Origin of the sequence: Botrimarina hoheduenensis (genome assembly GCF_007859815.1) — a bacterium.
GTDB lineage: Bacteria > Planctomycetota > Planctomycetia > Pirellulales > Lacipirellulaceae > Botrimarina > Botrimarina hoheduenensis.
Genome location: NZ_SJPH01000002.1, coordinates 485577 through 508362 on the forward strand (window position 1 = coordinate 485577; position 22786 = coordinate 508362).

Annotated in this window: 22 protein-coding genes; 11 read left to right on the forward strand and 11 right to left on the reverse strand. The window is 62.4% G+C overall.

The window, feature by feature from the left end:
- Window positions 1-18: 18 nt before the first annotated feature.
- From Pla111_RS05680 to Pla111_RS05695, 4 genes are all read right to left on the reverse strand, one after another.
- Complete coding sequence (locus Pla111_RS05680) at window positions 19-2022, reverse strand: alkaline phosphatase family protein (protein ID WP_146572247.1); 2004 nt, start codon at window positions 2020-2022, stop codon at window positions 19-21.
- Entirely contained in the window at window positions 2019-2891 is an 873-nt protein-coding gene (locus Pla111_RS05685) for a PEP-CTERM sorting domain-containing protein (RefSeq protein ID WP_146572249.1), read from the reverse strand. The genes Pla111_RS05680 and Pla111_RS05685 overlap by 4 nt, the downstream gene beginning before the upstream one ends.
- Before the next feature lie 116 nt (window positions 2892-3007).
- Window positions 3008-3652: a PEP-CTERM sorting domain-containing protein gene (locus Pla111_RS05690; protein WP_197524791.1), complete on the reverse strand. Its 645-nt coding sequence runs from the start codon at window positions 3650-3652 to the stop codon at window positions 3008-3010.
- Window positions 3653-3903: 251 nt separating this feature from the next.
- Window positions 3904-5352 (reverse strand): matrixin family metalloprotease, encoded by a 1449-nt coding sequence (locus tag Pla111_RS05695; protein ID WP_146572253.1) that lies wholly within the window; start codon window positions 5350-5352, stop codon window positions 3904-3906.
- 317 nt (window positions 5353-5669) lie between these two features.
- On the opposite strand from Pla111_RS05695, the gene Pla111_RS05700 reads away from it, so the two are divergent.
- Window positions 5670-7004, forward strand: coding sequence for an alpha-L-fucosidase (locus Pla111_RS05700; RefSeq protein WP_146572254.1), 1335 nt, complete (start codon window positions 5670-5672; stop codon window positions 7002-7004).
- An 18-nt stretch (window positions 7005-7022) separates the two neighbouring features.
- Here Pla111_RS05700 and Pla111_RS05705 read toward each other — a convergent pair whose 3' ends face one another.
- Window positions 7023-7919: an AraC family transcriptional regulator gene (locus tag Pla111_RS05705; protein ID WP_197524792.1), complete on the reverse strand. Its 897-nt coding sequence runs from the start codon at window positions 7917-7919 to the stop codon at window positions 7023-7025.
- Between the two features lie 127 nt (window positions 7920-8046).
- On the opposite strand from Pla111_RS05705, the gene fucP reads away from it, so the two are divergent.
- The 8 genes from fucP to Pla111_RS05745 all read left to right on the forward strand — a co-directional run bounded on the left by fucP (window position 8047) and on the right by Pla111_RS05745 (window position 15286).
- A complete protein-coding gene (gene fucP, locus Pla111_RS05710) occupies window positions 8047-9429 on the forward strand; it encodes an L-fucose:H+ symporter permease (protein WP_231930768.1) in 1383 nt (460 codons plus the stop codon).
- Window positions 9430-9432: 3 nt separating this feature from the next.
- Complete coding sequence (locus Pla111_RS05715; RefSeq protein ID WP_146572258.1) at window positions 9433-10476, forward strand: aldo/keto reductase; 1044 nt, start codon at window positions 9433-9435, stop codon at window positions 10474-10476.
- 24 nt (window positions 10477-10500) lie between these two features.
- On the forward strand, window positions 10501-10890 hold the full coding sequence (gene rbsD, locus Pla111_RS05720; RefSeq protein ID WP_146572260.1) for a D-ribose pyranase: 390 nt from the start codon (window positions 10501-10503) through the stop codon (window positions 10888-10890).
- 10 nt (window positions 10891-10900) lie between these two features.
- A complete protein-coding gene (locus Pla111_RS05725; protein WP_146572262.1) occupies window positions 10901-11764 on the forward strand; it encodes an amidohydrolase family protein in 864 nt (287 codons plus the stop codon).
- Window positions 11761-13083, forward strand: a complete 1323-nt coding sequence (locus tag Pla111_RS05730; RefSeq protein WP_197524793.1) for an L-fuconate dehydratase — start codon at window positions 11761-11763, stop codon at window positions 13081-13083. Before Pla111_RS05725 ends, Pla111_RS05730 begins: the two co-directional genes overlap by 4 nt.
- Complete coding sequence (locus Pla111_RS05735) at window positions 13083-13829, forward strand: SDR family oxidoreductase (RefSeq protein ID WP_146572266.1); 747 nt, start codon at window positions 13083-13085, stop codon at window positions 13827-13829. The genes Pla111_RS05730 and Pla111_RS05735 overlap by 1 nt, the downstream gene beginning before the upstream one ends.
- Window positions 13830-13966: 137 nt before the next feature.
- Complete coding sequence (locus Pla111_RS05740; protein ID WP_146572267.1) at window positions 13967-14809, forward strand: fumarylacetoacetate hydrolase family protein; 843 nt, start codon at window positions 13967-13969, stop codon at window positions 14807-14809.
- 54 nt (window positions 14810-14863) lie between these two features.
- Entirely contained in the window at window positions 14864-15286 is a 423-nt protein-coding gene (locus tag Pla111_RS05745; protein WP_146572269.1) for a secondary thiamine-phosphate synthase enzyme YjbQ, read from the forward strand.
- On the opposite strand, the gene Pla111_RS05750 is transcribed toward Pla111_RS05745, so the two are convergent.
- Window positions 15283-16155 (reverse strand): Lnb N-terminal periplasmic domain-containing protein, encoded by an 873-nt coding sequence (locus Pla111_RS05750; RefSeq protein ID WP_146572271.1) that lies wholly within the window; start codon window positions 16153-16155, stop codon window positions 15283-15285. The two genes, Pla111_RS05745 and Pla111_RS05750, sit on opposite strands and share 4 nt — an antisense overlap.
- Window positions 16156-16307: 152 nt before the next feature.
- On the opposite strand from Pla111_RS05750, the gene Pla111_RS05755 reads away from it, so the two are divergent.
- Window positions 16308-17720, forward strand: coding sequence for an SLC13 family permease (locus Pla111_RS05755; RefSeq protein WP_146572273.1), 1413 nt, complete (start codon window positions 16308-16310; stop codon window positions 17718-17720).
- A gap of 15 nt (window positions 17721-17735) precedes the next feature.
- On the opposite strand, the gene Pla111_RS05760 is transcribed toward Pla111_RS05755, so the two are convergent.
- The gene (locus Pla111_RS05760) at window positions 17736-18536 is read right to left on the reverse strand and encodes a creatininase family protein (protein ID WP_146572275.1); all 801 of its coding nucleotides are present in this window, start codon (window positions 18534-18536) and stop codon (window positions 17736-17738) included.
- Window positions 18537-18696: 160 nt separating this feature from the next.
- Here Pla111_RS05760 and Pla111_RS05765 point away from each other — a divergent pair, with 160 nt between their 5' ends.
- Complete coding sequence (locus tag Pla111_RS05765; protein ID WP_146572277.1) at window positions 18697-19116, forward strand: bifunctional nuclease family protein; 420 nt, start codon at window positions 18697-18699, stop codon at window positions 19114-19116.
- Window positions 19117-19146: 30 nt separating this feature from the next.
- On the opposite strand, the gene Pla111_RS05770 is transcribed toward Pla111_RS05765, so the two are convergent.
- The 4 genes from Pla111_RS05770 to Pla111_RS05785 are packed head-to-tail and all read right to left on the reverse strand — an operon-like array spanning window position 19147 to window position 22655.
- Window positions 19147-20436 carry a hypothetical protein gene (locus Pla111_RS05770; RefSeq protein WP_146572279.1) on the reverse strand — a complete coding sequence of 430 codons (1290 nt, stop codon included), beginning with the start codon at window positions 20434-20436 and terminating at the stop codon, window positions 19147-19149.
- Between the two features lies 1 nt (window position 20437).
- Window positions 20438-21088, reverse strand: a complete 651-nt coding sequence (locus tag Pla111_RS05775) for a type IV pilus modification PilV family protein (protein ID WP_146572280.1) — start codon at window positions 21086-21088, stop codon at window positions 20438-20440.
- The gene (locus Pla111_RS05780) at window positions 21085-22137 is read right to left on the reverse strand and encodes a hypothetical protein (RefSeq protein WP_146572282.1); all 1053 of its coding nucleotides are present in this window, start codon (window positions 22135-22137) and stop codon (window positions 21085-21087) included. Before Pla111_RS05780 ends, Pla111_RS05775 begins: the two co-directional genes overlap by 4 nt.
- A complete protein-coding gene (locus tag Pla111_RS05785) occupies window positions 22134-22655 on the reverse strand; it encodes a GspH/FimT family pseudopilin (RefSeq protein ID WP_146572284.1) in 522 nt (173 codons plus the stop codon). Before Pla111_RS05785 ends, Pla111_RS05780 begins: the two co-directional genes overlap by 4 nt.
- Window positions 22656-22786: the final 131 nt, after the last annotated feature.

Here is a 22786-nt window from a genome sequence, read left to right on the forward strand (position 1 = left end):
AGAGGAAGTGCGTCGTGGTCAGTTGGCGAGGATTCGTTTTGCACGCAGCTCGGCGTCGCGCGCACGTTCAGCGTGGCCGAGATCGTGATAGACACGCGCCAAGGCCTCGTGTGCCACCTTCATCCCCGGTGCCTGTTTGACGCAGAGCTCCAGGGCCTCGGCGGCGTCGTTTGGCTTGCCAAGTTGTGAGAGCGCTCGCCCGATCAAATAGTGGGCCCGGGGCAGGTGATGCACCAGCTCTGCCGCGATCATGGCGTCGTCCAACGCCGCTTGGGGGTCGCCCAGCTCGAGCTTAGCCCGAGCACGACCGGTGAAGGCCAAGGGGCTGTCCCCGTCGATCGCCAAGGCCTTTTCGAAGGCGTCGATCGCTTCCGCGTAGCGACCCGTTTCGAGCAGCACCGCGCCGAGCTTGTTGTGCAGACCTGGTAGCCGGGGCGACGATTCGACGACCTGCCGGAAATGTTCCATGGCGGCCTCGGTATCGCCATCGGCGAATTCCAGCGTGCCGAGCATCATGTGCGCGCGGGCCGAGTCGGTCGCTTGCTCAGCCAGTTGGCCGAGCACCACTCGCGCACGCCCCCGATCACCAACGCCCAGCAGGCACGAAGCCAACAGGGTTTGTGCCGCGGTGGTATCTCGCAGCGCTGGATCCAACTCGTCGAGCAGCGCGATCGCCGCGGCGTATTGCTGCGAATCAACCAGCGATTGAATCAGATTGAAACGGTTGTTGGCGATCGTGTCGCGGACGGTTTGTTCGGAATCTTCGCTGGGAGCCTCGACATATCCTAATGCGACCAGCTGCTCGAGCGCGGCTCGTGACTCGACCGGATCAATCCGCATCTCGGCAGGGTGCAGGCCACACTCTCCGCTGATCTCTTCCCACGATTCGATGCGGGGCAGCGGGGTCGTTTCCTGAAGGATTTCGGCGAGCACTCGCCCCGGCATATCGTACGCGGCGGGAAGACCGAGTAGTTGCAGAACGGTCGGAGCGATATCGAGCAAGCCCGCGCCATAGAGCCTCGACCCCTCTTGGATTCCAGGGCCTTGAGCGGCGAACACACCGAAGGGTCGATGCCATTCGACAGGTCCCGACTGCCCTTCACGCGGATCGGGACGCAAGTGATCGTTGTAGTAGCCATGGTCGCTGATGAGCAGCACCGCGGTATCGTCGCCCACGAGGTCGAGCAGCGTTTGGAGCATCATGTCGTGGAAGCGATACGCTCCCACCATACAATGCTGATAGGCCTCGAAGTCCTCTGCAGAAACCTGCTCCATCTTGGGCGGATGGAACTCCATAAACTCGTGGCCAAAGCGATCGATTCCCTCGTAGTAGACCGCCGCGAAGTCCCAATCGTCTTGAGTCAGCAGGTGCGTTGCAGCAGCATGCACGGTGGCTGTCTGTGCGAGCAGGTGCTGCAGCTTGCCGAGACGGTGCCCTTCGTTATCGAGGAGCTTCTGGGCGTTGGGGATGAAGGGCAGAATCGCCGTGGCGTCGATCTCATGCGCCCCCACCCGTAGCGGTGCGAGTTCAGAAGTTCGCTCTACCGGATGAACGCTGCGAGAAGGGGGCGGGGTTGGTACGCCCGCTTCCAAGCGAAATTGCTCAAACTGATTCGAGACCATCGTTCCCTGAATCGGCTCGGTGGGGTGCGATGCGTACCATCCCACCACGTGCGAACGCAGGCCCGCGTGCGTGAGCATGTTCCACAGCGCCTTTACTCGACGGCTGGTGCTCTGCACCGGTCGGATGCCGGCCCCCTCGGGGTCCGGCTCGGTAAACCCGTGCACTCCGTGCTGTTCAGCGCGCTTGCCGGTCGCGATGCTATTCCACAGCATCGGCGAAAGAATCGGCCGCAGTGTTGCGAGGTTACCCCACACGCCGCGGTTCATCATCTGCTCTAGGGTCGGCATCAAGCCGCGGTCAACGAGCGGATGGATCATCTGCCAGTCGGCGGCGTCCCAACCAACCAGCAGCACGCGACGCGGAGAATTCGGCGAGACGCTCCTCGCGGGCGTCTTCACCGTCCGGGCTCCGTATGCTTTGCCAATCGCTGCTCACGTGTCGCTTGCCGTCCGCGGCGGAGTGTGGCTAGCCCTACGGCTCCCGCAGCGAGCAGGCCGAGCGTCGTCGGCTCGGGAACGCTGCTAGACGAAACGCTCAAAGGGGGGAAGCCATAAGCGGCTTGCCACTCGAGATAGTCCAACGGAGTAATGGCACCGTCGGCGTCTCCGTCCGCCCGGAGGTCGGAGGTGCTGTCCAGCGTGTCTCGCCAGACGGTGTAGTCGGCAACGTCGACTAGGCCGTCATCGTTGAAGTCTCCTTTGGCGATCTGTCCGGCGCGGATCCCTTCGCCAGGGGTGTTGTTGTACGCCCAATCGTTGATGACAAACGTCCCGCCAGCGTTGTCGATCGTGACCCTGACCCAACCGTAATGGGCCGTCGCGTTGATCGGGAACGACATCCCCAGGAAAGCCCCGACCGCGTTATTGAACTCGGCGTTGGGGTTCGTGGTGCCGTAAGCCATCGAGCCGACATTGATCCCCGGTGTAACGGTCGCAGCGTCGATCACGTCGCCCGTGCTGAGGGCACGGGCGTAGGCGATACCGTTGGGCACGAGTTGCTTGGCGACCAGCAAACCCGGGAAATACTGGACGTTAGCCCCTTGGTAGGGTTTACCACCAAAGACATAGTTTTTCAGCAGCACGTCGTTGTAGTAATCGCCGTCGAGATCGAGTGTCTGCGAGTTGAACTGGGCGATCGCGATGTCTTGCGGACCCGACCAAATGATCTGCGCTTCGGCTTGCGAACTGGCAAGTGTCGCGGCGGCACCCGCGGCAAGGGAGTAAGCGGTGTGCCTCGGTAGGGCGTCGGTAGCTCGATTACGCGACATGGGATTACGTGCTCAGTTGCGAGGTGAACAGAACGGGGGCACGTCGCTCGCACAGGACGAGTGAGACGTGCCCCCGCATGAAATTAAAGTGATTTCGCAGTGTTGGACTGGTGATCTCAGCTGCTGCGGCGGCGACGCAGAGCAGCGACTCCCGCGGCTCCGGCGGCGAGCAGCCCCAGCGAGCCGGGCTCGGGGATCTGGCCGGCGAGCAGGCCCTCGCCAGGGGTGCTGTTGTAGGCCCAGTCGTTGATCACAAACGTTCCACCGGCGTTGTCGATCGTGACACGGATCCAACCGAAGTGACTCATTCCGTTGATGGGAAACTCGAGTCCGAGGAACGCTCCGACAGCGTTGTCGAACTGGGAATTAGGATTGGCTCCGTAAGCGAGCGAGACGGCGAAGGGCCCGCCAGCGGTGGCCGCGGCATCGATCACGTCGCCATCGGAGAGCGCGGTTGCGTAGCTCAGACCGGCGTTGAAGCCGACAACTTTGCCGGGGAAGAAGTTAACCGTCGCCCCTTGATAGTTACCACCAAAGACGTAGTTCTTCAGCAAGATGTCGTTGTAGGCGTCGCCATCCAGATTAAGGTCTTGCGAGCTGAATTGCGCGATCGGCAGGTCTTGAACCCCCGAGTAAACGACCGCTGCGTTGGCTTCGGCTCCGACCGCGGCAGCGGCGGCTCCGGCGGCGATCGAGTAGGCAACTTTCTGAGCGGTAGCTTTGCTCGCCTGGGGCGTAGCGGCGGTCTTCTTCGCGGTCATGAGCGGTTCCTCAAAGATGGAGCTGTGGCCTGCGACAGGCCTTGAACGATGTTCTTGCCCACCAAGGGGCATACTGAAAACACAGAGACAGGCGGTAGGCCGCGGCATGTCCTTTAGGGGAGGGACGCCTAGGGCGATGGAGGGAGGGCTTCGGGAAGCTTTTCACCGCCTGATGAAAGCCTCTGCAGGCAGTGATTACTATAGTTTCGCCCTCACGCCTCCGCAACAAACCGGGCGTACAATTTTTTCGCCTAAGAATGCGGCCCCCGACAGCCGTGGCGGCTGCGTTTTCCCGCCATGAAAGTCAAGCTGACGCAAGCAATTAGCAGGCTTGCCGGCTCAGGAACGGCGACCGAAGACCCCGCCAAGAAAAAGGCGATAGCCCACCGAAAGTAGTCGTCCTGATCAACAATCCCGTCGATGTCGGCATCGGCCCGAAGATCGGCCGTGCTATCGAGCGTGTCACGCCACACCGTGTAGTCCGCGACATCCACGAATCCGTCGTTGTTGAAATCGCCTTCCACGGAGGTGTCGATCAAAGTCACGTCAAGCCGGTAGAGCTGCGTGGTGGTCGTGACGCCGCTAAGCTGAATCGTGTAGTCGCCGGCGGACGGGAGCGCGAAAGTGATTGCCTCGGCTTGGCCCAGACCGCCGGCGGAAGATTCTGCTATCTGCTGGTCGCCGCTGTAGAGGGCGAGCGACAAGTCGCCCGCTTGGGCGGCGTTGATGGCGGTAAAGGGGCCGCTGGAAGCGATCCGCTGATTGTAGAACGCGCCGACGGGGGTCAACGTGAGTTGCACCTCGGACGATCGCGTCGTCGTGAAGCGATAGAAGTCGTTGTCTGACGAGTTGTGGATGCTGAGGAAGTCAACTTCCGTGGGAAGCACGGTTTGACTCGAATCGGCGTCTTGCCCGACAGATATTGGTGTATCGAAAGGCAGAAGGCCGAGCGGGGTCGCGGTCGCGAGCGAATCGTTGCCTCCGTCTTTCTCGAGCGGATCGCCGTACAGAAACTGTGCGCCACGGATATCATCTTGCTGCGGGCCATCCACATCGGTTGTGGGTTGCGGCTCCATCAAGATGATCGAGCTGGTTGAGTTCAGGTGGCCCAGACCCAGGGCATGGCCGATCTCGTGCGTAAGCGTGTTACGCAGCCGGACCGACACACCGGCAGGATTGCCGAAGTAGCCGGCGTCGATGGTGTCGAGGACGATGTCACCGTTGTCGGGTTGGAGCGCATAGGCGGCGGTCCCTAGAGTGAAGTCGGAAGCGTCGATCATCGTTCCCGCCAGGCGTATGTCGGCGCGCACGCCAAGCTGGCCTTGCAGAACGCTGTGCGTCGCACCGTCGTCGTTGGGCTCGTAGACAAAGCGCACGCCGCTCGTTTCGCTCCATCGATCGAAAGAAGACTGGAGCAATGAAAACCAAGGGCGCTCACTGAATGATGCGCCACCGCCACCGTACCAGGCATCGAGCGATGCAATCAGATTGCTCGGCTGGTTGATCCCGGGTTGCACGTTGGCGATCATCGTTCCGTCGCCGACAATCCCCCAGGTGAGGGTGATCGGCTCACCGGTCGAACCGGTCAAGCCATCGGTCGCGGTGAACAGCCACCGATCGTTGTTGTTGTAGGCTGCCGCCGACTCCAGCAGGCCGAGGCTGAATAGCACCGTAAGCAATCGTAGCGATAGTTTGGGCATCGTAAAATCAGGTCGTCGGGTCGAGCGCCGCTGAAGGGGCTCGGTCCTCGTGGACCGAGGAGTCACGCAAATCGAATTTCGGCGACCTTCAGGATTTCACGCCGGCGAAGGCGGTGCAAGCGAGATTCGGTCGGTTGCGCGACCAATCGGCCGAGTTCGTGCTATTCTGCGGGGGATCGATCGATAGTCACCCCTTATTTTCTGGAAACGGAGGCAAGTCGGCTACTGCAATGCCCTCCGACCTGACGTCAGAGACCGCTTCGCATGTCTTCTTGCTAGGACTCTTCTCACGACTCTTTTTTTGAGGCTTGCAGGTGATGACTAAGGCTTTCTCGAGCGCGATTTTGTTCGCCGCAACGCTTGCTCTGTGCCTATCGCCACTGGTCGTTCGAGCCGCCTCGCCCGAAGAGCACGACGCGCGAATGGCTTGGTGGCGCGACGCCCGCTTCGGAATGTTCATCCATTGGGGGCTGTACGCCATTCCTGCTGGAGAATGGAACGGCAAGCCGGTGCCGGGAATCGGCGAATGGATCTTGGCCAAGGGCAATATCCCGCTGGCCGACTATGTGCCGCTGGCCAAGCAGTTCAACCCGACCGGGTACGATCCCCAAGAATGGGCCCAGATCGCCGCGGACGCGGGAATCAAATACGTCGTGATCACCTCGAAGCATCACGACGGCTTCTGCCTGTTCGACACGGCCGCCACCGACTGGGACGTGGTCGATGCAACGCCCTACGGCAAAGACCTGCTCGCCCCGTTGGCGGCCGCGTGCCGCGCGCGAGGAATCCATTTCTGTACCTACTATTCGATCATGGACTGGCACCACCCCAGTCAACGGATCGACTCCGAGAAGCATCACAACACGCATATCGACCCCGCGCGTAAGCCAGAGTACATCGCGTACATGAAGCAGCAGCTCCGCGAGTTGCTCGACTCTTGCGACCCCGACGTGCTGTGGTTCGACGGCGAGTGGGTTGAGTGGTGGACCGAAGCAGACGGCAAAGATCTGTACGCCTATCTGCGTGATCTCAAGCCTTCGCTCATTATCAACAACCGTGTGGGCAAGGGCCGCAAGGGAATGGAGGGTCTCAATCGCGGGGATCAAGAGTACGCGGGCGATTTCGGCACCCCCGAGCAGCAGATCCCCGAGACGGGTATTCCCGGTGTCGACTGGGAGTCGTGCATGACGATGAACGACACGTGGGGATTCAAGAAGAATGACCACAATTGGAAGTCCTCGAAGATGCTCATCGAGCAGCTGATCGATACGTCTTCGAAGGGAGGGAACTATCTGCTGAACGTTGGTCCCACCGCCGAAGGACGCATCCCTGCCCCCAGTGTCGAGCGCTTGGCAGCCCTTGGGCGGTGGATGCGCGTGAATGGCGAAGCCATCTACGGCTCCGCTGCCAGCCCGATCGCTTCGCCCGATTGGGGGCGTTTTACGGCCAAGCGTGAGCGCCTGTACGCTCACGTTTTTGAGACACCTGCCAGCGGGCAACTCGTTGTCCCCTGCGCCGCTGAGAACGCTGTGGTCTTGGGGTCCGATGTTGAGGTGACGATCGCGGTCGAGGACGCGCAGACCAAAGCGACGCTGCCCGAGCTTGATACCCAGGATGCCCCAACGGTCCTGCTTTTCCAAACGGCTCAGTAGCGCTGTCCCGGGGCGTGCTCACCTGAGGCGCCGAAACTGGCTAGGCGAGACTCCGAAAACGCTCTTAAACGTCCGTGAGAAATGGAACGGATCGGGGTAGCCAACCTCGCGCGCGATATCGCTGATCTTGCGATCGTCGGCCGAGAGCTGCTCGGCAGCAAAGTTCATGCGTAGTCGTAACAGTCGCTGGTAGGGCGTCCCCTGTCCAAACCGTTGATAGAGTCGGCAAAGATACGCTTCTGCGACACCACATTCCTCAGCGAGTTGGCCAAGGCTCGTGATCCGCAGCGCGTGCTTGTTGAGGTGCCGTTCGCAGCGCATGAAGGTGTCATACGCGCCGACGCTCGCCGCGGGTGGCGAAGCAGGTGCGTTTGCCAGTACGGCGCACAGGTAGCGCAGCAAGGCTTGGCAGAGCGGGGCCGCCACGCGGGCGTCCGCAGCCGCGTCGCGCCGTAGCGCGTCGAAAGTCCACTCAAGGCGCGATTCGTTGCCTAGCGCGCGATGGGTCCCGGGTGGCAAGCCGGCTTCCGCACAGAGGCGGGCAGCCTCGGTACCGGTGAAGGCTACGAAGTGTTTGCGGAGCGGCTTCTCCGGATGCGTGCGGATCGTGTGGGGAATGCCCGGTCCATAGCAATAGACCGATCCCGCTTGCACCGTGAAGGATTGGCTCGAAATCTGAACCTCGCCCGTGCCGCGGGCTACCCATTCGATGACGTAGTGGGGGAAGTTGGCCCGCTGAATAAAGTAATCGGGGGCGCACTTCTCATCGCCCCCGCTGACCACCGCCAGAGCGGTTCCAGCCGGGGGGGAGAGGTCAAGAAAGTATCGGCGGGCAGAGAGGACCTTCCGCGAAAAGAATTCGGGTTCCGTGGCAGCGGACGATCGCCCCAATTCAGTCAGGTCAATATTTGGCATGGCCGATAAACTATAGCCATGGCGGATCGTTATCGCGAACGCTCCATTGGAACCCTGAAGCGGTCGACAGGCTCCGCCAGCGAAGCCCTCCCTTTTCCTTACCGCCGGCATTCGGCCGGTCGCACTCGTGACTGTCGCACTCGTGACTCAAGCCGATAGCGCCGCCACGGCCGCCGGAACAGCCCCTGCAGCCGATGTTTCGCGGGTTGTTCCCGGGGTTTACGTGGCCCCTTTTGTCCTGGTCACAACCCTTTTCGCCCTGTGGGGCTTCGCGAACGACATCACCAACCCCATGGTGAACGCGTTCAAAGACGTGCTGTTGATCAGCAACTTTGAGAGCTCGTTGGTGCAGGCCGCTTTCTACGGCGGTTACTGCGTGATGGCGATCCCCGCTGCGCTATTCATTCATCGCTACGGGTACAAGTCGGGCGTCTTGATGGGACTGGGGCTCTACGCCCTGGGCTGTTTGCTGTTTCTGCCGGCCGGACAGCTGGTGCAGTTCTGGGCGTTTCTCGCGGCGTACTTTGTGATGACCAGCGGGTTGGCTTTTCTGGAGACCACCGCCAATCCGTACATCCTGGCGATGGGGTCCCCCGAAACCGCCTCGCGGCGGCTGAATTTTGCCCAGGCGTTTAACCCGGTCGGTTCGCTGATGGGGATGTTTGTCGCCCGCAACCTCATCCTGCAACAGCTTGATCCCGCCGACACCTCCACACGTCAGGCGCTCGCGCAGAGCGATACCGCCGCGTTCGCGGCGTTGCAGCAGAGCGACCTGTCCGTGATATCCGGTCCCTACCTGGTTCTGGGACTCGTCGTGCTCGCGGCCCTGGTTGCTTTCACTTTAGCGAGACTTCCCGAGGGCGAGTCCTTCAGCACCGGCGAGGCGGGCATCGGCAAAACGTTTTCACGCCTGTCGGTCAACGCGCGCTACCTGGGCGGCGTGGTTGCTCAGGCGTTTTATGTGGGGGCCCAGATCATGTGCTGGACCTTTATCATTCAGTACGGCGTATCCGAGCTCGGCCTGGAGCCCGAAAAGGCCCAGACCTACAACATCGTCGCCATGGTGACGTTTGTTGTCAGCCGGGGCGTCTGTACGTATTTGCTCAAGTTTTTCGACCCGGGCAGCCTGCTTGGCTTGCTCGCGGTGGTCGGCGCAACGCTGCTGGTCGGCACAATCACGCTGGGCGGCTACCCGGGACTGTACTGCTTGGTCGCCGTGTCGGCGTGCATGTCGCTCATGTTCCCGACGATCTATGGCATCGCTTTGGAGGGTCTCGGCGACGATGCCAAGCTCGCCTCGGCCGGTTTGATTTGCGCCATCGGTGGCGGCTGCATCATGCCGCCCCTGCAGGCGTCCATCATGGACGGCAACGCCTGGGCGCTCGGCGGCGGCGAGCTGTCGGCGATGCGGGCGTCCTTTGTGCTTCCGCTGGGCTGCTTCCTGGTAGTGGCGATCTATGGTTTCGCCGTTTATCTGGCTGACCACCGTAATCGCCAGCGGGGTTATTGAGCAATGCACCCCATTCGTTTCGGCAATACCGGTTTGCTGATTCCCCCGGTGGTCTTTGGCACCAGCAACCTTGGCAATCTCTTCGTCGCGCACACCGATGAGGTGAAGCTCGAGGTGACGCGTGCCTGGTTCGACCTGGTCAACCAACCCGTCGTAGTGGATACGGCAGGTAAGTACGGTGCGGGAATGGCTCTCGAAGTTCTGGGACGCAACCTCCGGACCCTTGGCATTGATCCTAAAGAAGTCGTCATCAGCAACAAGTTGGCGTGGGTTCGCCAGCCGCTGCCGCCGAATGGTGTGCCATGCTTCGAGCCCGGTGCCTGGGTTGGGTTGGAGTATGACGCGGTTCAGCGGATCTCTTACGAGGGCATCCTCGGTTGCTGGGAAGAGGGTAACCGATTGCTGGGAACACCTTACCGCGCTGAGTTAGTCTCGGTACACGACCCTGACGAATACCTGGCAGCGGCGACGAGTCCCCGCGATCGCGCGGCACGCTGGGAAGATCTCCGCGGTGCCTATCAGGCTTTGCAAGAGCTAAAGCAACGGGGCGAAGTCCAAGGCGTAGGGGTGGGAGTCAAAGACTGGCGGATCCTGCACGAGGTCGCCGAACTCGTGGATCTCGATTGGGTCATGATTGGCAACAGCTTGACCCTTTACAGCCACCCACCAGAGCTGCTCGATCTGATCGAGACGTTGGCGAATAAGGGCGTTGCGATTATCAATTCGGCCGTTTTTCACAGCGGCTTTCTCGTCGGCGGCGACTACTTCGACTATCGCCGACTCGATGCAGCCACGCCGGCGGACCAAGATAAATTCGCCTGGCGCGAACGCTTTCACGATCGGTGCGCCGAGCACGGTGTCGCGCCAGCGGCAGCCTGTCTGCGGTTTGCGATCTCACCCCCCGGTGTCCATGCCATCGCGATGAACAGCAGCCGTCGCGACCGGATTGCAGCTGACATCGCTGCGATCGAAACGCCCCTGCCCCCCGAGTTTTGGTCCGAACTGAAAGCGGAGGGTCTCATTGACCTTGGCTACCCGTACGTTTGACCCGTTTTTTCCGCGTTAAGTGTCATGCTCAAGACAGGCATACTGAACCCGGCCCTCGCGTCGCTTCTCGCGCGGGTCCGCCACACGAACACGCTGGTGATCGCCGACCGAGGCTTTCCCTTTTGGTCACAGATCGAAACGATCGATCTCGCACTGATCGATGACGTTCCGACAGTGCTCCAGGTGCTCGAAGCGATACGTGGTAACTTTGTTCTGGGCCGGGTCTGGATGGCAGAAGAGTTTATGCGCGAGAACGAAGAGCAGGTAATCGCTCGCTTCGGCGATGCGCTCGCAGGCCTCACGCTTGAGCACGAGCCCCACGAGCTTTTCAAGCGACGTGTTCCCCAGGCGATCGGGCTCGTGCGTACCGGTGATACGGTTCAGTACGCCAACATGATCCTCGAGTCAGCGTAAAACCATCGCGATGGTCATCGATTCTCACCACCACTTCTGGCGTTATGACGCGACGCGTCACGGATGGATCGATCCGTTGACAATGTCTGCGTTAACCCGCGACTTTCTCCCTCAAGACCTTTTGGCGGCAGCAAAAGAGGGAGCCGTCGAAGGTTTTATCAGCGTGCAAGCCGAGCAGAGTCTTGCTGAAACCGAGTGGCTCTTACAGCTAGCGGATCAAACGGCCCCGATTGTTGGTGTGGTGGGCTGGGCCCCCCTCGTTGATCCGGAGTTGGAATCGCTGCTCGAGCGGATCCACCATCCCAAGCTGAAGGGATTCCGCCATGTGGTTCAGGACGAGCCCGACGACCAATTTTTGCTGCGAGCGGATTTTAGCCGTGGCATAGCGTGCCTGACCGCTCGTGATTTGGTGTATGACCTTCTGATCTTTGAACGCCATCTGCCCGTAGCAATCGAGTTGGTTGACAAGCACCCCGAGCAGCGTTTTGTGCTGGATCACTCCGCGAAGCCGAAAATAGCGGCAGGAGAGTTGAGCCCCTGGCGAGAGAATCTGTATAGCTTGGCGCGTCGCCCGAATGTTGTATGCAAGGTTTCGGGCCTGGTTACGGAAGCGGGCGGCAACGATTGGACGCCCGCTGGGCTGCGTCCCTACCTGGATACCGTGCTCGACGCCTTCGGCCCCGAGCGGTTGATGTTTGGCTCGGACTGGCCCGTCTGTTTGCTCGCCTCGTCCTATGAGCGATGGCTGCAAACGGTCCAGTCGTGGGCGGCATCTTTTACAGAGGCTGAGCGTGCATGCCTGTTCGGCGCAACCGCCGCTCAGGTCTACCGAGTCGATGTTTCCGCCGTTTCTACGAAAGGAGTTTCGCCTTGAACAGGGCACCGACCATCACCAGCTATGAGGTGATCGACCTGCGGTTTCCGACGTCGGACGAGGCGCACGGCTCGGACGCCATGCACGCCGATCCCGATTACTCGGCCGCGTACGTGGTGCTGCGTACCGATGTTGCGGGTCTCGAAGGTCATGGGTTGACCTTTACTCTTGGCCGCGGCACGGATGTTTGTGTGGCCGCGGCTGAGCGGTTGTGCGAGATGACGATTGGCCTAACGCTTGCCGAAATCACGCGCGATTTCGCCAACTTCTGGCGACGGCTCACCAGCGAATCGCAGCTCCGCTGGTTGGGGCCCGAGAAGGGCGTTGTGCATCTTGCCACCGCCGCGGTAGTTAATGCGATCTGGGACCTGTGGGCCAAAGCCGAGGGCAAGCCGGTCTGGAAGCTTGTTGCCGATCTCACGCCCGAGCAGCTCATCGGCTGCATCGACTTCCGTTACCTGGGGAACGCGCTGACACGCGACGAGGCGCTGCGAATCGTCGAAGCCAATGAGCCCGACAAAGCGGACCGCGAGCAACGGCTGCGAGCCGACGGATTCCCCGCCTATACCACCTCGGCCGGATGGCTCGGCTATTCCGATGACCAGATTCGACAGCTCTGTCGAGAGGCGATCGCCGACGGTTGGAACGCTTTCAAGCTCAAGGTGGGGGCGGATCAACAAGACGATCGCCGCCGCGCCGCCCTTATCCGCGAAGAGATCGGCCCCCACCGGCGGCTGATGATCGACGCCAATCAGCGCTGGGAGGTTGGTGAGGCGATCGAATGGGTCCGCGCGCTGGCGGAGTTCGACTTGTGGTGGGTCGAGGAACCGACCTCGCCCGACGACGTCGTCGGCCACGCCGAGATCGCAAGGGCGATCGCGCCCATCGGCGTTGCCACCGGCGAGCAATGTCAGAACCGAGTGATCTTCAAGCAGTTTCTGCAGCTCAACGCCATCGCGTTCTGTCAGATCGATAGCTGTCGGCTAGGCGGTCTTAACGAAGTGTTAGCCGTCATGTTGCTCGCCAAAAAATTTGGCGTGCCGGTCTGCCCCCACGCCGGGGGTGTGGGACTGTGCGAGTACGTCAATCATCTGATCATGATCGATTACCTTCGTATTGGTGCCAGTCTTGAAAACCGCGTTTGCGAGTTCGTTGACCACCTGCACGAGCACTTCGTTGATCCGTGCGTCGTTACTGGCGGGGCCTATCGCTTACCGCAGGCACCAGGCTACAGCGCGCAGATTCATCCCGAGACCCTCGCGGCTTATCGTTATCCCGATGGGCCGATATGGCGCGAACGCCTAGGAGCGAAACCCTGATGGCCGACCGGCTCAAAGACAAGAAGGTGTTGGTGACCGCCGCAGGGCAGGGAATCGGTCGCGTGTGCGCCGAAGCCTTCGCTCGTGAGGGAGCCGCTGTGCTAGCCACCGACATCAACGAAGCCGCGTTGGAATCACTCGCTCGGGCGATGCCCGCCGTAAGGACGATGCGGCTCGACATGCGCGATCCCGCCGCGATCAGCGCGCTGGCCTCGGCCGAGGGGGCCTTCGACGTCTTGCTGAATGCCGCGGGATACGTTCATCACGGGACAATCTTGGACTGCGAAGAACAGGATTGGGCTTTTTCGTTCGATCTGAACGTGACGGCCATGTACCGACTCACGCGGGCTCTGCTGCCGGCGATGCTTGACGCGGGCGGCGGCAGCATTGTGAACATTGCCAGCGTTGCCTCGAGTGTCACCGGGGTGCCTAATCGCTTTGCTTACGGGGCGAGTAAGGCGGCGATCCTTGGTTTGACCAAGGCGATTGCCGCCGACTTCGTTAAACAGGGGATCCGTTGCAACGCAATCTGTCCGGGTACGGTTGAGTCCCCGTCGCTTGAGGAGCGGATGCGAGCGCAGGCGGGCGACTACGATGCGGTGCGTGCCGCCTTTGTCGCGCGGCAGCCAATGGGACGGCTCGGCAAACCCGAAGAAGTTGCTTCGTTGGCGGTTTACCTTGCCTCAGACGAGGCGTCGTACACCACCGGGGCGATTCACCTGATCGATGGCGGCTGGTGTATCTGAGTCGTTCTTACTAGCCTGCGAGACACGCCGCAGCGGATTAGGCGGAGTCCGCTGACCCAATCACGTCGAATGACTCTTGCGGGTCGTTCGAGCCGAAGCATTCTCACCGACCGACCCTCTTTAACGGAAACGTCCGAATGAAGCTGCTACGTTACGGGGCACCAGGGCAAGAGAAGCCGGGACTGCTCGACGCACAGGGAACGATTCGCTCGCTTGCAGGGGTGATTGACGACTTAGCGGGGACGGCCCTCTCGGGTGCGTCGCTTGCAAAAATCGCGGCGCTCGATCCGACCTCTTTGCCCGCTGTCGAGCCTGGCGTGCGTTACGGACCCTGCGTTGCCGGTTCGGGCAAGTTCTTGTGCATCGGCCTCAATTACGCTGATCACGCTGCAGAGACCGGTGCCGAGATTCCCTCCGAACCGGTGCTCTTCATGAAGGCCACCAGCGCGATTGTGGGGGCCTACGACAACGTCGAGATCCCCCGCAATTCGCACAAGACCGACTGGGAGGTTGAACTCGGTGTCATCATCGGCGAGAAGGCCAAGTACGTCAGCGAGGCGGAAGCGCTCGATTACGTCGCGGGTTACTGCGTAATCAACGACCTCTCAGAGCGTGACTTTCAGATCGAGCGCTGTGGGCAATGGGTTAAGGGCAAGGGGTGCGACACGTTCGCGCCGATCGGCCCCTATCTGGTCACGCGCGACGAGCTTACCGATCCTCAGAACCTCGATATGTGGCTCGAAGTCGATGGCCACCGCTACCAAAACGGTTCGACCCGAACGATGGTTTACGGCGTCGCCATGCTGGTGAGCTATGTCAGCCAGTTCATGTCGCTCCATCCGGGCGACGTGATCTCGACCGGTACGCCTCCGGGCGTAGGGCTGGGTCAAAAGCCACCCGTCTTCCTGCAGCCGGGCAATATCATCAAACTGGGGATCAGCGGTCTTGGCGAGCAGCAGCAGCTTGTGGTTGCCGGATAGCGACGCTGTCAGCACGCTGAACTTACTCCCGGCCTTTGGAACGTCACCCCCGCGATGAAGTCGTTTCGCAAAGAGATCTGGTTCGAGCTTCCCGAGCGGATGGAGTTTGTCAACATCACGCCCGAGGTTGAGGTGTGCGTCGCCGCGAGCGGCGTCAAAGAAGGCCTGTGCCTGGTCAACGCCATGCACATCACCGCTAGCGTGTTCATCAACGATGACGAGCCCGGTCTGCACCGCGACTATAAGAAATGGCTGGAAGAGATTGCCCCCTTCGACCCCTCGCCGCAGCGCTACCATCACAACCTGACCGGAGAGGACAATGCCGACGCCCACCACAAACGGCAGATTATGGGGCGTGAAGTCGTCGTGGCGATCACGGCCAGCCGGCTGGACTTCGGCCCCTGGGAGCAGATCTTCTACGGCGAGTTCGACGGCCGCCGTCGTAAGCGCGCCCTGGTTAAGATCATCGGCGACTAACGTCGAATTACTTCCGAGAAGTCAGCTTTCTCGGCTACCGCGACTCGCGCCCGAGTGTTGATTAGGGCGCGGGCCTTGAGCTCGTCGAGCGTGCCTTCACCCGCCAGCAGACCCTCGGCGTACGCCTTGCGATCGCTGTACCCCGGCAGCAGCACGTTCACGTCGTAGGTGATCCGATTTGGCGTGATGCGGTTGATGTGCCGGGCGATGTTGGTCGTGCAATTGTTCGTTAGCAGGTCGTAGAACTCGGGCTCTTCGGCGAGCGTGTTGGCGCGGTCGAGCATGTCCACAAGCAGCTTGCGAGCCGACTCGGGTGCCGCGGTCGTGCGATACACATAGGTCGGGCCATCGTTGATGACCGCCTGACGATACAGCAGGTCGCGCTCGTCGGCGACGACGTACATGATCTCGTACTGCTTGGCCATGCCGAGCAGAGGATTGAACTTTTCTTCGCCCTTTTCTTTGCGGACCTCGACGCTCACCGCCAGGTGCTCGGGAGGATCAGTGGGCGACGCACCGGCGAACTCGAAGCTGAGCATCGTGTGCGCCAGGGCCGGCACGGGGCCGAACGGCATGGTCACAAAATCGACGGCACGCAGCCGTGATAGGTCGTAGCGACGGTCTTCGTGATCGAGCACGTACTCGCCGGGCGCGAAGGTTTTGCAGTTGCGAACGTTCCGCACGAGCAGTTGATCGCCCTCGATCTGGGCGGTTGCCAGAACCGACTGATCAGGAGACCAGTCGCGGTGGTTCGATGCCACGAGCCGCTTCTCGGCCGCTTGGCAGCCTACCAGCAGGCACACCACAGCTCCCATCAGCCCTGCCAAACGCAGCGAGAACAACAGCGATAAGGGCGTGAACGGGCGCATTGCGCGTGAAAATTAGAGAAGCCGTCGGGCTCCGACAACGCCGATTCGGCGTTTCTCAGCAGCCTGCGCGTCGCGGCAATCGACAATGATACGGCATACTCAGCGGAACCCGACCTTGGCGTTGCCCCCTGGGGGGCGATACCCTGCCAGCAATGAAAGCACTCTTCCTTTTCATTGGCCCGCTCGTGGCCGCGGCTGCGGGCATGCTGGCCAATGCCTATGGGCTTCCGGCTCCGGCAGCGTGGACCGCCGCCATCACCGCGCTGTGCGCTGTTTGGTGGGTAAGCGAGGCTATTCCCATTCCTGCGACGTCGCTCGTACCGATCGCGGCGTTGCCGCTCGTGGGAGCGATTCCCCCGCCCGAGGTTGGCAAGGCCTATGGGCACCCGCTCATCTTGTTGCTGACCGGTGGCTTTATGCTTTCCACGGCGCTGGAGCGCAGCGGTGCCCATCGTCGGCTTGCGCTGGCCATGATCCGGCTCGTCTCGGCGGGGGGCCGCGTGACAGGCCGCCGGCTGGTGATCGGCTTCATGCTGGCGGCGGCCGTGCTCAGCATGTGGGTTTCCAACGCGGCGACCACGCTGATGCTGATCCCGATCGCCCTGGCGACGCTGGGTGCCGCCGGCAGCAGCGGAGCGAGCCCGCGCTTGCGCAACGCGTTGCTGCTTGGCGTAGCGTACGCGGCCAGTGTCGCGGGCACGATGACCCCGATCGGCACGCCGCCCAATCTGCTGTGCATCAACGCGCTCGAGCAAGGGCCGGTCGGCGAAGTGACGTTTAGCGAGTGGATCGGCTGGGCGGTTCCCGCGGCGCTGCCGATGCTGATTGCCACCGCGCTGTGGCTGACGCGGGGGCTGAGCGACGAAACCGAATTCAATTTGCCCGAGATCGGCCGCTGGCGTTCGGCAGAGATCCGCACCCTGGCCGTGTTTGTGGCGACCGCGGTGCTCTGGGTGACACGCACCGAGCCCTTTGGCGGATGGAGCAAAGCGCTGGGGTTGGTTCATGCCAATGACGCCAGCGTGGCGCTGCTGGCGGTGGTTGCGATGTTCCTCATCCCCAGCGGAGATCCCCCTAAGCCCGGCGAGCCCGCTCCCCGCCTGCTCGACTGGCCGACCGCGGTCGCGATTCCGTGGGGTATGCTCCTGCTGTTCAGCGGCGGCATGGTGCTCGCTCAGGCGTTCACTTCCTCTGGCTTGGCCGAGGCGATCAGCGCCGGGATGAGCCAACTGGCGCAGCTGCCCGCCCCGTTGCTGCTGATCAGTTTATGCTTGTCGGTGACCTTCTTGACCGAGGTAACCAGCAACACCGCCACAACGGCGCTGCTCATGCCGCTGCTCGCGACGGTCGCGCAAGCGACCGATATCGACCCGCGCCTGCTGATGGTCCCCGCCGCGATCAGCGCCAGCTACGCCTTTATGCTCCCCGTGGCGACCGTCCCCAATGCGGCCGTCTACGGCGCAGGGGCCGACTCGGGAGCGATGGCCCGCGAGGGGTTTGTGCTGAATCTCATCGGCGCTGTGCTGTTATCGATGTCGGCATGGTGGTCGTTTGGCGGGGGGTGATCCCCCGCCAACCCCTTAAGGAGTGGGGTCCCGCGCCGTTGACTCAAACGGGAAGGCCTCGTCGATCTCCGCGCGCGCCAGCTCGACCAAGAAGTCGGCCAGCTTGGCGGTCGTTGCCTCTAGCAGTCGGCGCCCCTTATCCGCGGTCGCCGCACGCGGATCACCTGCGCCCGAATCCACGGTGTAACGCTCCCAGGGGCGTGGGGCCTTGGCCCAGCCTTCGCGCATCGCCCGCAACCGGGGGGTGGCAGTCGGCTGGGGCCCCGCTTGGTCGAGCCGTACTAGATCGGGCCGGAGCCACAGCATGAGGCTCGTTTCCATGTCGTTCGCGTGGTCACCCCCGGCGGGAAACGTCTGCGCGATCAGTTCGCGGCACACGTCAAACCAGTGCACCTGCACGAAAAAGACGTTGTGCTTGCCGTAAGAGTCTTTGATCCACGGATAAAAATCGTTGCCGCCGTGTCCGTTGAGCAGCACCGCCTTGCGGACCCCGCTGCCGGCGAGGGTTTCTGCCAAGTCGTCTAGCATGCGGAACAGCGTGGTCGGCCGCAGGTTCATCGCCAGCGGGAAGGCCTGCTGCGTGGTTTGCACGCCAAACGGGATCACCGGCAGCACACCCACCCGTGCGCCGCGTCGCCAGGCCTCGCCCGCCGCCTGATCGGCGAGGGCTTCCACCTGAAAATTGTCGGTGGCGTAGGGCAGGTGCCGGCCGTGCGGCTCGGTGGCACCGGTGGGGAGCACCACCACTTCCGGCGGGGCAGACTCCCCGTCGGTCAACGCAGAATCACCAATTTGCCAGGGTCTTTCGGTAGGCATCGGCAGAAGATTCCGGGCTAGGGGTCACGGGGGGTGGACGCATGCGTGTCGGACGTTCGCTATACTTATAGCGTCAGCCTCGCTACTCTCGGTAAGGTTGCGCTATCAGGTGGTTCGCTTGTCGCCCTCGCTTCCGAGGGCCGTCGTCAGGAGCTTCGCGATGCCGGTCACAATGCAGCTCTCGCGGATCATTATCAGCGAGATCAACGATCAGCAGGTGATCTACTTGAAGGAGGTCGGCGGCGACCGGTCGTTCCCCATCTTGATCGGGTACTTCGAGGCCAAGAGCATCGATCGCCGCGTCAAGGGCGAGGAAGCCACCCGGCCGCTGACCCACGATCTGCTCGTGTCGGTCGCCGAGCACCTGGGCGGAGAACTTCAGGACGTGGTCATCACCGAGCTGCACGACCACGTCTATTACGCCAAGCTCCGCGTCCGGCACGAGGGCGAGCTGATCGAGATCGATGCCCGCCCGAGCGATGCGATCGCGGTGGCCGTCACCAGCGATCCGGCCCTGCCGATCTACGTGGCCGAAGACGTGCTGAACGACGTCATGCGTGAGCAGCACGAAGAGGACTGACGCCCGCTCCGCTGTGCTGTTGGCTCGCGCTCACTGGCTTGTACGCCGCCACGAGCCCGGCAGCACCCGCACGCCCTGCCCCGCGCTGAAGCCCGGCGGCGGATAGTTCATCGCGTAGGGGCGGTAGTCCAGCGTGAGTGTCTTGTTTGCTTCTATGCAGATGTTGTTGGCGATCAGGCACCCGCGCACCGTGGCCGTGTCCCTGACGATCACCATGCCGGTCACATACACGACCCCTTCGATCACCGCATTGCGGACGTCGCTCTTGTCGGAATCCTCTTCGCCGTTAAAGGGCATCCCCGGCGGGTTGTAGTTGAAGATGCCCGACTCGCGCAGCTCCGTGCCGGTAAATAGATTTCGCAAATCGATTTTCAGGTCCCCTTGAACGATCAAACACGGAGCGTTCAGCGGGTTAGCCTGATGGATCGCCACGTCGGTGCAGGCGGTGTTCGGCCCGGCGTTGAGCAGCACGAGCGTCCCCAGCACCCGCGACCACTTCAGGTCGAGCGATTCGCCGGCCAGATCGATCCAGTAAATCCCATAGGGGTTCACTTCGCCCACATCGTTCAGCCACCGGCTCATCAGCTTGAAGTTGAGGTGCCGCATGCCAAACGAACTCGGCACGCTCGAGAGCGGAATCTCCGTGCCGCGCGCCAGGTAGTAATCCAGCACGTGGTCGCCCGGCATCTCGCGGGGGCGTACGCCTTCGGTCTTCGTGCCCGAATAGGTTCCACCGAGGACTTTATCGTAGGCTTCGGCGTCGAGGCCAAAGGTCGCTGTGGTTGCCATGACGTCATCGTTCGAGCTCACAAAGCCTGCGCCGGTGATGGTGCTACCGCTCTTGGCTTCGAACAGAAGCTGCGCGTGCGCCGCGGCTTCGAGACACGTGAGCCCCCGTCCGCTGGGTTCGATACCGACCTCCATCGCCGCGACCGCTTCGTTAAAGTAGCCGACCGAGCGCAGCATGGCGTGGTCGCGCGGGTCGTCGTCCAGGTCGCCATCGGCGTCGGTAACGAGCCAGCGGAAGTACGCGCCACCTAACAGGTGGATCGCGTCGGAGTTATCCCCGCTGATTAGCTGAGCGCGCCAGTCAGGTGTGCGGTTGAGCCAGTTCAGCGCGAACTCCAGCCCGCTCCGCGCGGCGAGGGCGGCGCGTGAGGCGTCGCTATTCGCGGCAGCCGAGCGCAGCTCGAGGCGGCCGATGGCGCTCGACGTGAGCGCGATCACGCCTACGATCATGCCGACCCCCATCACCACGATGTACAGCGATCCGCCGCGGCGAGCGCACCGACGACAAGATGTTCGCGGGTTGTGGCTCATCTCACGGTGCCTCCGGATCATTCACCAACGCGACCCCTTTGTGAACAGCGGCACCGCCCGTCGAGAGGTCCACCGTGACGCCCCTCACGAGGGTCGTGTCGAACGGAGTTAAGCCTTCCAGGGCACCGTGGCGCGAGCGAAACGCATGCAACCGGGTGACGGTGCCGGTGGGGCTCACCACCTCGACACGGATCCGCTTGAGGCCCTCGTCGGTTGCGCGGTTGGCGGGGGTCCCCGTCGCGGGGTCGGCGTCCGCATAGTAAACACGCGCCTCGCGAGTCCAGCCGTCGTATCCCGGGATCGGCGTTCCGTCGCGCAGCACGGGGGGGGTCGCATTCCACAAATGGTAGTCGTCCGCATCATCCAGCGCCAGACGATTGAGGGCCGCAACCGGTTCGCTCGCTTCGACGCCGATGCCCGTTGTGTCCCCTTCCGGATCTTCATAAGGCTGGGCGAGGATCTCCGCCAACAAGTCCTCGGCCAGTGTGTAACCATCCACGGCTTCGCTGCTGCCGCGTGCCGCGCGGACCGCGCTGCCAACGGTTTCGAGCGCCGCCACCAGCACCACGCCGACGAGCGTGGTCGAAACGGCCACCTCGACGAGTGTCACGCCCTGGTGTCGCCCTAAGGATCGAGAGGAACGGTGCGTCATTGCTTGGGAGCCACGATCACGGTGAGGGTGCGGTACTCTTGAGCGGCGGTAAGCGCGAACAGAGACTCTCCAGAAAGACCAGCCACCTTTAACGGTCGATAGCCGCAGCCCCCGGAGCATTTGTTCGACGACGCTTGCATGAGCACTGGCGTGTGGCCTGCCAGACCGGGGGCACCGACCGTGATATCGTCGTCATGGAAACCACCGACGCGGACCACGAGCGAGTTATCGAGCGTGGAACTCGTCGCGGGGCCCACCGGATCTTTGCTTTTGCCATTCGCGGCCGCGAAAGCCGTGATGGGATTACCGGCGTACTGGTTGCTGATCCGCAGGATCCAGCCCAGCGCGTGCTCGTTGCCCGCCCAGGTCCACTGATAGGTCGCCGGCTCGCTCGCCGTGGCGCGCTTCCACCAGACGCCCAGCGTGACCTTGCCATCTTCCTGTTCAAGCTGCAGCAGACTCCAACCGATCGGGGCGACGAGGCTTGCCACGCGGTCGTTGCGCACCACAACGGTGGCCAGCAGCAATTCGTCGGCAACAATCCCGAGCGGCGCGGCGATCGTGACTTGCACACCCGCGGAACTCAGCGCTTGAGAAGCAAATGACTCGACAATCGGCCAGGGCGGATCGGGCGCGACCGTGACGTCGGTCGCGGCGACGACTTGCTCGAGCCCTGCAAACGATAGCGATCGCACATCGCGCACCAGCGGCAGGGCGGCACTGCCGTTGATGCTCCGCGTGAGCGGATCCCCCGGCGTTCCGCTCCAGGCGTAGCGCAGCGTTTCCGGCTGGTCATCGCCGGTAAAGTCGGGCACGCTGAAAGCCAACGCGGTGGGCGAGCGCTCGGTGAAGCGTAAGGCGCTGCCCACATCGGTCAGCAAGCGGTTCAGCTGGGCATCGCCATTCGACCGCGCGATGGAAGCGCCTTCGTCCACGTTCAGTGCCTTTGCCGAGACGAACAACGCCGCCGAGAGGCCGACAACCAGCACGCTGGCCGACGCTGTTGCAACAAGCAACTCGATCAAGGTGTAAGCGGGACGGGGTCTCATCGGGCCACCTCCACTTCGCCCGTCGCGAGCACCGAGATGATACGCGTAGCGCCGCCGTGGCCGAGCGTGACCGATCCCGTGTTCACCGGGTCGCCGCGCCAATCGAAGGTGACCATGTTCAGCCCGTCGAAGTCGGTTACGGACATCGACAGATTGAACCCGTCTTGTGTGAGCCGCACGTCCAGCGGAGCGCCGGCCTGGGCGGGGTCGGGCAGATCGGTTGATCCGTACGCCTTCAACGCGGGCCGGAATTGGATCGTGCACGGCGAGGCGGTTTGCGTAGCGACCGCCCGCGCGCGACGCAGATCGGCGGCCAGCCGTTTCGAGGCCGTTTCGAGCTGCGCACCGCTAAGCGCTTTCGTGTAACGCGGTGCCGCCACTCCGGCGAACATGCCGAGCAGCATCACCACGATCACCAGCTCGATCAGCGTAAAAGCCCGCCGCGCAGCACACGCGACGTCCGTTCCGCGGGGGCGGATCAGCACGAGAAAACGCGGTGAAAGCGACGACTTAGACACGGGGAAAGATAGCTTTCCCCGCTCCGCGACGTTTCAGCCCAACGCGCACCAAGGCGGTTCGCTAACCCGCGCCGCGGGGCATTAGAACGATCTTGCCGGTTTTGCGGTTTGAGTGCGGGTCGCTGTGCGTG